Source organism: Polaromonas aquatica, from assembly GCF_042659145.1.
Lineage (GTDB): Bacteria > Pseudomonadota > Gammaproteobacteria > Burkholderiales > Burkholderiaceae_C > Polaromonas > Polaromonas aquatica.
The window spans coordinates 379977-391818 of sequence record NZ_JBHSRS010000018.1 but is presented as its reverse complement, the minus strand read 5'-3'; the positions used below and the strand labels follow the sequence as shown (position 1 = coordinate 391818).

The following is an 11842-nucleotide window of genomic DNA, read 5'->3' as shown; positions in this document are numbered from 1 at the left end:
ACTGATCAGGAAACAAACATGTCGATCTACATCAACAAAAACACCAAAGTCATCACGCAGGGTATTACCGGCAAGACCGGCCAGTTCCACACCCGCATGTGCCGCGACTACGCAAACGGCAAGGAAGCCTTTGTGGCTGGCGTGAACCCCAAGAAAGCCGGCGAAGACTTCGAAGGCATCCCGATTTATGCCAATGTGACGGAAGCCGCCAAGGCCACCGGCGCAACGGTGTCGGTGATTTACGTGCCGCCCGCAGGCGCTGCAGCCGCCATCTGGGAAGCCGTCGAGGCCAACCTGGACCTGGCCATCTGCATCACCGAAGGCATCCCCGTGCGTGACATGCTGGAAGTGCGCAACCGCATGAAGGCCAAGGAAGCCGCCGGCGGCAAGAAAACCCTGCTGCTGGGCCCCAACTGCCCAGGCCTGATCACGCCCGACGAGATCAAGATCGGCATCATGCCCGGCCACATCCACCGCAAGGGCCGCATTGGCGTGGTCAGCCGCTCCGGCACGCTGACCTACGAAGCCGTGGCGCAATTGACCGAAATCGGCCTGGGCCAGTCCAGCGCTGTCGGCATTGGCGGCGACCCGATCAATGGCCTCAAGCACATCGATGTGATGAAAGCCTTCAATGACGATCCAGACACCGATGCCGTCATCATGATTGGCGAAATCGGCGGCCCGGATGAAGCCGAAGCCGCCCTGTGGTGCAAGGCCAACATGAAGAAGCCTATCGTTGGTTTTATCGCTGGTGTGACGGCTCCTGCCGGCAAGCGCATGGGCCATGCCGGTGCGCTGATCTCCGGCGGCGCCGACACGGCCGATGCCAAGCTGGAAATCATGGAAGCCTGCGGTTTCACCGTGACGCGCAACCCGTCAGAAATGGCCAAATTACTGAAGGCGCTGCTGTAAACCTGCCTTTCAGGCAACGTTAGTAAGCGTTATTACGAACGGGGCGACGGCCCCGTTCGGGCTAAACTCAAAAAAACAAAAGAAGCGCTACCCGGCGCTTTTTTTCATTCATAACAGGAGATGCCATGATTTTCGGATTGGACCTTGCGTCCCCCCTTTTCTGGAGCGCCTTTGGCTCCATCGTTCTTGCCAACATCGTGCTGTCGGGCGACAACGCCGTGGTGATTGCCATGGCCGCCCGAACCCTCAAACCCGAGCAGCGCAGCAAGGCAATTTTCTGGGGCAGCGCTGCTGCCATCGTGATGCGGATCGTCCTGACCGTTGTGGCGATCCAGCTGTTGAACCTGCCCTACCTGAAAATAGTGGGCGCGATTTTGCTGGTGTACATCGGCGTTGACCTGCTCAAGGGCGAAGACGAGGGCGACGGCGAAGGCAAGGAGATCAACGGCATGATGGCCGCCATCCGCACCATCCTGATTGCCGACTTGGTCATGAGCCTGGACAACGTCCTGGCGGTGGCCGCAGCCGCCAAGGGCAATTTGCCTCTGCTGATCCTGGGTTTGCTGGTCAGCATTCCGCTGATTATTTTTGGTGCAACCCTGCTCACCAAGGTCATGGAGCGCTTTCCCATCATCATCACCATTGGTGCTGCCTTGCTGGGTTTCCTGGCGGGTGAAATGCTGCTGACTGACCCTGCGGTTACCACGCACCTGGGAGCCGTCAGTGAACAAACCGTCACATTTGGCGGCATCGTCGGGGCCATCCTGGTGGTCGCACTGGGAACCTACCTGACCAAACGCCAGCAAAAACAGCTGCCGTCAGCCTGATTCTGCTGTGGGTAGCGCCTGTGAGGCCCTGGATGAGCCTCACGGGGAAAGCTACTTTTTAGCAACAGAAAGGCCGTCCGGCGGTAAAAAGTCACTTGTCCAGCCTCATCCTGTCTGTTAACGTCCACATTTGGGAGACTTGTAACCTTTCTGCAACAGTTGAAAGGCTTTTACAAGCGAACAAGAAAAACTGTGGGTAAAGCGGGCAATGCACGGCGAATCAGGACAAGGGGCTGGAAGTGGCCACATCATCTAGCAAACGCAGCCAGTTCTGGCGCGCCGACTGGTTTGTTGGCGTCCTGGTGGTTCTGGCTGTCCTGTTCCTGCATGGGCTGACGGATTTTTTTGGCACGCTGGAGCGCCGTTACTACGACTTTGCGAGTACCAGCACTTCGCGCCAGCCCTCGGACCGCATTGCCATTATTGCGATTGATGACCAGAGCATTGCCAATATCGGCAGGTGGCCCTGGACGCGCGATGTCCATGCCCAGCTGATCGACCAGCTGTCGGCTGCCAAGGCCAGAACCATTGCGCATACAGCCTTCTTTTTTGAGCCGCAAACAGACCGCGGGCTGGTTTTTATCCGCAAGATGAAGGAAGTGCTGGGCGACCCTTCGGTCGCCCAGGGCGGCGTCAACGAACAGCTGGGAAAGGTGATCGCAGACGCAGAAGTGGCGCTGGACACGGATGCCAAGCTGGCCACCAGCATGACCAGGGCCGGCAATGTGCTGGTGCCTTCGGTTTTTGCACTGGGCGTGCCCCAGGGCCGGCCGGACAACCCGCTGCCGGCCTATGCGTTGAAAAGCGCAGTGGATGACCCTGCCAATTTCTCCTTGCCGGCCGTCCGCGGGCAGCAGCCCATCGAGATGATCGGCTCGGCGGCGGCAGGCATCGCCCACCTGAACCAGTTGCCGGACGTGGATGGCGCGGTCCGGCAGGAGCCCCTGCTCATCAATTACTTTGGAAAGGCCGTGCCTTCCATGAGCCTGCTGGTTGCTGCCAAAAGCCTGAACCTCGGGCCCGCCGACATCCGGCTTAACGTGGGCGAGTCGGTGCAGATCGGCAAGCTGGTGATCAGGACGGACGATTCGGCTTTAATGCTGCCGCAGTTTTACAAAGGCAGGGAGGGTCGCCCTGCCTTTGCCGTGGACTCGTTTTATGACGTGATTTCCGGCAAGATTCCGGCCAGCAAATATGCCGACAAGATTGTGATCATTGGCGCTACCGCCGCGGGCGTAGGCACCCAGTTTGCGACGCCTGCCGGCCCGGGGCTTTCACCGGCGGAAACCATCGCGCACATCACTTCAAGCATCCTGAGCGAGCATTTCATCGTGCAGCCTGTTTGGGGTGTGTGGGCCACGCTGGGCGTGCTGCTGCTGGTGGCCGCTTATCTGGTTGCGGGCTTGCCGCGATTGTCGGCTGGCAAGGCGGCCATTGTGACGCTGGTGCTGTTTGTGGTGTTGCTGGTGATTGAATTCAGCTTGCTGTCGGTTGCCGCCAAGTGGCTTCAATTGGTGTTTCCTGCTGCCCTGCTGCTGATTGGCCACCTGGCGCTGACCACCAAGCGCTTCCTGATGACCGAGGCGGGCAAGCTCAAGTCGGATGAGGAGTCGGCAGAAACCAACCGCATGATGGGCCTGGCATTGCAAGGGCAAGGCCAGCTGGATATGGCTTTTGACCGTTTTCGCCGCGTGCCCTTCACTGATGCGCTGATGGACAACCTGAACAACCTGGCGCTGGATTTCGAGCGCAAGCGGCAGTTCAACAAGGCGCAGGCCGTGTATGAACACATGGCCAGCTACAACAAGAACCACAAAGACCTGCAGTCCAAACTCAATCGCGCGAAAAACCTCTCGGAAACGGTCATCCTCGGTGGCAGTGGTGCCCATCCGGGGGGCACCATGCTGCTTGATGGCGGTGGCGTCGAGAAGCCCATGCTGGGCCGCTACCAGGTCGAGAAAGAACTGGGCAAAGGCGCCATGGGTGTGGTCTATCTTGGCAAGGATCCCAAGATCGGCCGTGTGGTGGCCATCAAGACCATGGCGCTGAGCCAGGAGTTCGAGGGCGAAGAGCTGGAAGATGCCCGGGGGCGCTTCTTCCGCGAAGCTGAAACGGCGGGCCGCCTGCAGCACCAGAATATCGTGACGATCTTCGATGCTGGCGAAGAACACGATCTGGCCTACATTGCCATGGAGTTCTTGAAGGGCAAGGACCTTGCGGACGTTACCAAAAGTGGGCAGTTGCTGCCCATTTCCAGGGTGCTGTCGATCGTTGCGCGGGTTGCCGAAGCGCTGGCCTATGCCCACCGGCAAAACGTGGTGCACCGGGACATCAAGCCGGCCAACATCATGTATGACTTCGACGGCGATTCCGTCAAGGTCACTGACTTTGGCATTGCCCGCATCACGGACTCCAGCAAGACCAAAACCGGCATGGTGCTGGGCACGCCCAGCTTCATGTCGCCCGAGCAGATCGCGGGTAAAAAGGTCGATGGCCGCTCGGACCTTTATTCGCTGGGTGTCATGCTGTTCCAGATGCTGGCCGGTGTGTTGCCATTTCGCGGCGACTCCATGGCCGAGCTGATGTACAAGATTGCCAACGAGCCGGCGCCGGACATTCGCATCATCCGGAATGAGCTTTCCGAAAAACTGGCCAACATCGTGGCGCTTTCACTCAGCAAGCGTCCTGAAACACGTTACCAGGACGGCGACCAGTTCGCTGCCGACCTGCGGGCCGCCCTTGCCGAACTTTCAGGCGAGGCGGCAGCAAGCCTTGCGGCGGTAACCGGTGTGGCAGGCGTCCATCCCGTGCAAGAAAAAACTGCGGCATTCGCAGCGAAACAAACGACTGAAGCCGCCCCATTTGACGCAACGGTGGCGCAATCTGCTGTTGCGGGCGCACCTGGTGTCGGCGCAACACAGTCCATGCCTTATCAGGCAACACAAGCCGTGGATGCGGCGGGCGCGACAACAGCCTATGAAAAGACCATCGTTGACCATCCTGCAGGCGCCGGGCCCAGGGGCGGCGATACTGATACAAAACCTTAAGCACAAAGCTATAAGTACAAGCCAGAAGCCGAACAAGATGATTTACGAGATATGCACCCAAACCGACACTGGCTTGGCACGAGACAACAACGAAGACGCGGTTGCGTTCGACCCATTGACAAACCTTTGCATCCTGGCCGACGGGATGGGGGGTTACAACGCGGGTGAAATTGCCAGCGGCATGGCCGCGGCGTTCATCAAGTCCGAAATGGGCCGCTGGCTTTCGCAGGCGGGAAAGCATGCCAATGCCAAGGAGGTGCGCCGCGCGATGGAGATCTGCGTCGAAAACGCGAACCACTCCATTTTTAATGCAGCCAACTCCAACCCCCAGTACACAGGCATGGGGACGACCCTGGTTGTGGGGGTGTTTCAGGATGGCCGCCTGATGCTGGGCCATATTGGGGATTCGCGCTGCTATCGCCTGCGCGGCAACGAATTTCAGCAGATCACCAAGGACCACTCCCTGTTGCAGGAACAGATTGATGCCGGGCTCATCACGCCTGAGCAAGCCCTGACTTCCCTGAACAAGAATCTGGTAACACGGGCGCTGGGCGTTGAAGATACAGTCATGGTTGAAGTCAATGAGCATCGCGTGGAAGCCGGCGATATTTACCTGATGTGTTCAGACGGGTTGTCCGATATGGTCGACGATGCAGCCGTTGCAGGCATCCTGCTGGGCAGTGCATCCCTGGAACAAAAGGCAAAACAGCTGGTTGTTGCGGCCAATGAGGCTGGCGGCCGCGATAATATTTCAGTATTGTTGGCGCAAGCCAAACAAGCTTCGGTCAAACGCGGGTTTTTATCCAGAATGCTGGGAAAATAAGGCGATGATGATTGAAATCTCAAAAACAGACAGGAGTCGGCCATGCCGAAAATGATCGTCTCTATTGACGGCGTTGTGATCAAGGAAGTCCAGTTGACCAAGGACCGTACGTCCCTGGGCAGGCGTCCGTACAACGATATCGTGATCGACAACCTGGCTGTAAGCGGGGAGCATGCCGTGCTGCAGATGTCCGGCAACGAGGTGTACCTGGAGGACCTCAACAGCACCAACGGCACTTATGTCAATGGCAAGGCCGTTAAAAAGCAGCTGCTGCAAAACAGCGACACCGTTGAAATCGGCAAGTACAAGATCAAGTACGTCAATGAGGCGGCCAGCGCCGGGTTCGAGAAAACCATGGTCATCAAGGCCGGGTCTGCCGGCCTGGTTCCCCCGGCAGGCCCAGCAGCTGCCGCTCCGGCTGTAGCTGGGGCAGGTGCAAGCCTTAGCGCGGCCGCCATCAAGGTCATGTCCGGCGCTGCAGCCGGTCGCGAAGTGGCGCTGGTCAAGGTGGTCACGACCATTGGCAAGCCCGGGGTGGCTGTTGCCGCCATTACCAAAAGGCCGCATGGCTTTGTGGTGGCACATGTCGAGGGTGTGGACAAGCCTTCGCTCAACGGCGCGCCCATAGGCGCCGAGCCCGTAACGCTCAAAAATGGCGACGTGCTTGAACTGGCGGGCACACAAATGCAGTTCGTCCAGCTGTAAACAGCAGGTTCCCCGCCGCAGGCAGGGAACTGGTTTGGTGTGACACAAGAGTCCCCATGCAACTCCTTTCCAGGCACTGGCCTCGCATCGCTGTAACGCTGATACCGCTGGTGTTTGCCCTGATGCATGCCAGCGGAATTCTCCGCATCGGCGTTCTCCAGAGGCTGGACGACATTATTTACGATGCCCGCCTGCGGGCGACCATGCCTGGCTCGATCGATGAGCGGATAGTCATCATCGATTTTGACGAAAAAAGCCTGGCGGAATTCGGCTGGCCCTGGGGGCGCAACAAACACGCGGCACTGGTGAACGAATTGTTCGAGCGGCAGAAAGTCGCCTTGGTGGGTTTTGACGTGGTGTTTGCCGAAGCCGATGAAAGCTCCGGCCTGAAGCGGCTTCGCCAGCTGGCGCAGGGGGAACTCAAAGACCAGCCGGGATTCCAGGACAAACTCAACCAGCTGCAGGGCAGCCTGGATTACGACACGGTCTTCGCCAAGGCGATTGAAGGCCGGCCGGTTGTGCTGGGCTACTATTTCACCAGCGATCGGGATGGGCGGGTCAATGGCTCGCTGCCTGCACCTGCCATGGACCGCGCTGTGCTTCAGGGACGGCCGATCAAGTTCACCAGCTGGAACGGCTACGGCGCCAACCTGGACCTGCTCGCCAAGGCGGCGCCCATGGGCGGGTTTTTCAACTCCATCACGGAAGGCGATGGCGTTGTGCGCTCCATTCCCCTTCTGGCGGAATACAAGGGGCAGTATTACGAATCGCTGTCGCTGGCCATGTTCCGGGTGCTGGTGGGCCTGCCCAAGGTGGAGCCGGGTTTCCCTCCGGAAAAATTCCTGACGCGCAGCTATCAGGGCCTGGAAAGCATCCTGCTCCGGCAGGGTAGCAAAACCCTGGCGATTCCGGTGGACGATCGCGTGGCCACACTGGTGCCGTTTCGCGGCCATGGCGGTGTCGGCGGAGGTTCGTTTCGTTATATTTCGGCAGCGGATGTTCTGTCCAAACGCATTGCGCCCGGCCTGCTAAAGGACAAGATCATCCTGATCGGCACGACGGCGCCCGGCCTGCTCGATTTGAGGGTGACTCCGGTCGGCGAGACCTACCCCGGTGTTGAAACCCATGCCAACGTCATTTCGGGCTTTCTGGATGGCAAGGTGTTTGTCAAGCCTGACTACGCCGTCGGGTTTGAGGTGGTCATTCTTGTCCTGGCCGGCCTCACGCTGGCTTTTGCTCTGCCCATGCTGTCCGCGCCCAAAGCAGTTGCTGCCAGTGCGGCAGTTGTTGCCGCACTGGTCGGACTCAATTTCTGGCTCTATTCCAGTTATGGACTTGTGCTGCCGCTGGCCAGCGCACTGGTCATGGCCCTGACGGCGTTTGCGCTGAACATGAGCTACGGCTATTTTGTAGAGAGCAAATCCAAGCGTGAGCTGGCCAACCTGTTTGGAACTTACGTGCCGCCTGAACTGGTGGACGAGATGGTCAAGGACCCTGACAGCTACAGCATGAAGGCAACCACCAAGGAATTGACAGTGATGTTTTGCGACATGCGCGGGTTTACGCAAATGTCGGAAACCATGGAGCCCACACAATTGCAGGTGCTATTGAACAGCGTGTTCAGCCGCCTGACCGACCTGATCCGCAGCAACCGCGGCACCATCGACAAATACATGGGGGACTGTGTCATGGCGTTCTGGGGAGCGCCTGTCGATACGCCAGATCACGCGAGCCTGGCAGTAAAAACGGCGCTTGAAATGGCCAACGCGGTACGCAAGCTCAATGAAGAGCACCGCACCAAGGGTTTACCCGAAATCGGTATTGGAATAGGTTTGAACACCGGCACCATGTGTGTTGGTGACATGGGCTCTGATATCCGGCGAAGCTATACGGTGATTGGCGATTCTGTCAATCTCGGCTCCCGTCTTGAAGGGCTGTCCAAGACCTACGGTGTGGATATTGTGGTGAGTGAGTCCACCCGCAAACTGGCCAACGATTTTGTATGGCAGGAACTCGACAAGGTGAGGGTGAAGGGGCGGGACAACGCGGTAGCCATTTTTTGGCCATTGGCGCCCGTCGGCAGGATTGACGAAGGCAATGCCGCTGAACTCAAGGCATGGGCACTGGCGCTTAAAGCCTATCGCATGCAGGACTGGGAGCAATGCGATGTCCAATTGCTCAATTTACAGAGGCTGAATGCCAAAAAATACCTTTACCAGCTGTATACAGAGCGTGTAGCCTCCATGAGGTTGCTTCCGTTTGATCCCGGGTGGGACGGGGCGACCAATTTTCAAAGCAAGTAAGTTCAAGTCAAGGCAAGAAAAAGTTCATGAAAGTACGGGTATTGGGCTGCTCCGGGGCAATTGCCAAAGGCTGCCGAACCACGTCTTTTTTGCTCGACAGCGACCTGCTGGTGGATGCGGGTACCGGTGTCGGTGACCTCACGCTGGAGGAGATGGGGGAGATTGACCATGTGCTGCTCACGCATTCGCATCTTGACCATGTCGCGGCCCTGCCCCTGATGGTCGATGCCATTGCGTCCCGCAGAAGCACGCCCATCAAGATCCATGCATTGCAGGGCACGATCGACGCCCTGAAGGCGCATATTTTCAACAACACCATCTGGCCTGATTTCTCAAGGATTCCCACGCCCGAGTCACCCTTCATCAGCTTTCACCCGCTTGAAATCGGGCAAACCTTGTTCCTGGCGGGCAAGTACATTGAGGTTTTGCCCGCCGTGCATACGGTGCCGGCGGTCGGGTACGCGGTTGCTACGGTAAAAGGGTGCTGGGTGTTCACCGGCGACACCGAACGCAACCCCGCGCTGTGGGCCCGCATCAATCAGCTCAATGTTGCCATGCTGGTGATTGAAACCGCATTCAGCAACCGCGAACGCAACCTGGCCGAGAAAAGCCTGCACTTGTCACCGCATGCTTTGGCAAGTGAGCTTGACTGCATCGACAAGGGTAAAAACTACCCGATTTACATCACGCATACAAAGCCTGCCGAGACTGAATTGATCATGGCTGAAATACAGCGGTTTGACCAGACCCAGCCGTTTGGACCCAACGTATCGCATGACATCCGCTGGTTAAGGGCTGGGCAGGAGTTTGAACTATGAGTGCCGTACTGCAGCGAGACCCTGAAGACGAGTTTTTTGATTCCCAGAGGCTCCCGCCACAGGAGCGTGGCGTCACTTTTGAGGCCCTGTATTTCAGGCAGCTTCAACTGGTCACCAACCGGATTCATGAAACTGAAAACATAGAGCAGATCATGCTGGAGGCCAGCCAGGACATCTGCAAGCTCTTCAATGCGGACAGGCTGACTCTTTATGCGGTCAATGAAGACCGCAGCGCCATCGTCTCGAAAGTCAAGACGGGGCTGAACACCAGCCGTGACCTGAAGCTCCCCATCAGCGCACAAAGCGTTGCCGGCTACGTGGCCATGGCTCGGCAGATGCTCAATATTGCGGATGTTTACGATGACGCCGCGCTTAAAAAAATCCATCCGAACCTGAGCTTTTTGCAGGAGGTGGACAAACGCTCCGGCTACCGTACCAAGCAGATGCTGGTTGCGCCCGTCATGGACGGTCAAACCCTTTACGGGGTGTTGCAGGTCATCAACAACCGGAGCGACCAGCCTTTCGGAAAGCTTGATGAAGACGGCGCGCAACAGCTGTGTAAAACCCTGGGCATTGCCATACGCCAGCGCATGCAGAAGACCGAAGACGGTCAGCGGCGAAAGGCGACCAAATACGATGGCCTTGTGACGGAAGGCGTGCTTTCGCAGGACGAGCTTTCAAAATGCATCCGGAAAGCACGCGAAGAAGTGCGCTCGGTCGAGCATTTGCTGATGGCCGATTACCATATTCGCCCTGCACAGATTGGCCCTTCGCTGTCCAAATTCTTCGGCGTGCCCTATGAGGCATTCAACGCCGGCCGAATCCGCTCCGAAATGCTGCATGGGCCGCTTAAGCGGGAGTTCATTGAGCAGCAGGGCTGGATACCGCTGGAAGAAAGCACCGAAGGTCTCCTCATCATGTGCGTGGACCCGGAAGCCGTGCGGGGCGCGCGCGTCGTTCCGCAGGTGTTTCCGCGCATCAGCAAATTCGCTTACCGCGTCACGACCCAGACGGAGTTTGAGGAAACCCTGGGTCAGTTGTTCGGTGCTGGCAATGAAAGCGGCTCGATTGATCAACTGCTAGCCGACATGGACTCGCCGCTGGAACACGATGCCGCTGATGACTCGTCCCTTGAGTCCGCGGCGGCAGACAATGAGCTGGTCAAGTTTGTGAACAAGGTCATCATTGACGCCTATAACCAGAAGGTGTCGGACATCCACATAGAGCCCATGCCCGGCAAGGCAAAAACCGGCATCCGGTTCCGCATTGATGGCACCTTGCAGCCCTACATCGAAGTCCCGGCCCAGTTCCGGCAGGCCATGGTCACGCGCTTGAAGATCATGTGCGACCTGGATATTTCAGAAAAGCGCAAACCGCAAGACGGCAAGATCAAATTCAAGAAATACGGACCCATCGACATCGAGTTGCGCGTGGCGACCATCCCATCGGCGGGCGGTGTTGAAGATGTTGTCATGCGTATTCTGGCGGCCGGAGAACCTATACCGCTTGAAAAGTTGGGTTTGACAGTGCATAACATGGAGAGGCTCAAGAAAACGGTTTCCAAACCTTATGGCCTCTTTTACGTGTGCGGCCCCACGGGTTCGGGCAAGACGACGACTCTGCACTCGATACTCAAGTTCCTCAACACGCCTGACACCAAAATCTGGACTGCGGAAGACCCGGTAGAAATTACGCAAAAAGGTTTGCGGCAAGTCCAGATCAACAAAAAAGCGGGGATCGACTTCGCCTTGGTCATGCGGGCTTTTCTGCGGGCCGATCCCGACATCATCATGGTCGGCGAGTCGCGTGACAAGGAGACCGTGTCCATGGGGGTGGAAGCGTCTTTGACGGGTCACATGGTTTTCTCGACCCTGCATACCAACTCGGCGCCTGAATCCATTACACGCCTGCTGGACATGGGCATGGACCCTTTCAACTTTGCCGATGCATTGCTGGGCATCCTGGCCCAGCGACTGGCCAAAAAACTTTGTGATTGCAAGGCGTCATATTTTCCCGACGCGGAAGAGATCAAGCTTTTTGTCGCTGAATACGCTGAAGAGTTGCGTCACACGCCCACCTGGAAAGCCGACCATGCCGGCGAGTCCAAAAAACTCTATGAATCGTGGATCAAGCTGTACGGCGAAGGCGGCAAACTAAAAATGTACCGTGCCGTCGGTTGTGACAAGTGCAACAAGACTGGCTACAAGGGACGTATAGGTCTGCACGAACTGATGATTGCCGATGATGACGCCAAAAAACTCATTCAGGAACGCGCGCGGGTTGCCGAGCTGTTTTCTGCTGCTGTTAATAGCGGGATGCGGACCTTGAAGATGGATGGCATGGAGAAAGTGTTGATGGGAATGACCGACCTGAAGATGGTGCGTTCCGTTTGCATTAAATAACAAAA

At 57.6% G+C, this 11842-nt stretch carries 8 protein-coding genes; all 8 read left to right on the top strand.

The features are described 5' to 3' along the window. The first annotated feature begins 18 nt into the window (after positions 1-18). The 8 genes from sucD to ACFQND_RS10230 all read left to right on the top strand — a co-directional run bounded on the left by sucD (position 19) and on the right by ACFQND_RS10230 (position 11837). Positions 19-912, top strand: coding sequence for a succinate--CoA ligase subunit alpha (gene sucD, locus ACFQND_RS10265; RefSeq protein WP_377413346.1), 894 nt, complete (start codon positions 19-21; stop codon positions 910-912). Between the two features lie 125 nt (positions 913-1037). After that, positions 1038-1739, top strand: a complete 702-nt coding sequence (locus ACFQND_RS10260) for a TerC family protein (protein WP_371437229.1) — start codon at positions 1038-1040, stop codon at positions 1737-1739. A 239-nt stretch (positions 1740-1978) separates the two neighbouring features. Beyond that, positions 1979-4786, top strand: a complete 2808-nt coding sequence (locus tag ACFQND_RS10255) for a CHASE2 domain-containing serine/threonine-protein kinase (RefSeq protein WP_371437228.1) — start codon at positions 1979-1981, stop codon at positions 4784-4786. A 37-nt stretch (positions 4787-4823) separates the two neighbouring features. Then, complete coding sequence (locus ACFQND_RS10250) at positions 4824-5609, top strand: Stp1/IreP family PP2C-type Ser/Thr phosphatase (RefSeq protein WP_371437227.1); 786 nt, start codon at positions 4824-4826, stop codon at positions 5607-5609. Positions 5610-5651: 42 nt separating this feature from the next. Continuing rightward, a complete protein-coding gene (locus ACFQND_RS10245) occupies positions 5652-6314 on the top strand; it encodes an FHA domain-containing protein (protein WP_371437226.1) in 663 nt (220 codons plus the stop codon). Positions 6315-6370: 56 nt separating this feature from the next. Next, entirely contained in the window at positions 6371-8617 is a 2247-nt protein-coding gene (locus ACFQND_RS10240; RefSeq protein ID WP_371437225.1) for a CHASE2 domain-containing protein, read from the top strand. 26 nt (positions 8618-8643) lie between these two features. Continuing rightward, complete coding sequence (locus tag ACFQND_RS10235) at positions 8644-9435, top strand: MBL fold metallo-hydrolase (protein ID WP_371437224.1); 792 nt, start codon at positions 8644-8646, stop codon at positions 9433-9435. Continuing rightward, positions 9432-11837 carry a GspE/PulE family protein gene (locus ACFQND_RS10230; protein WP_371437223.1) on the top strand — a complete coding sequence of 802 codons (2406 nt, stop codon included), beginning with the start codon at positions 9432-9434 and terminating at the stop codon, positions 11835-11837. The genes ACFQND_RS10235 and ACFQND_RS10230 overlap by 4 nt, the downstream gene beginning before the upstream one ends. Positions 11838-11842 lie beyond the last annotated feature (5 nt).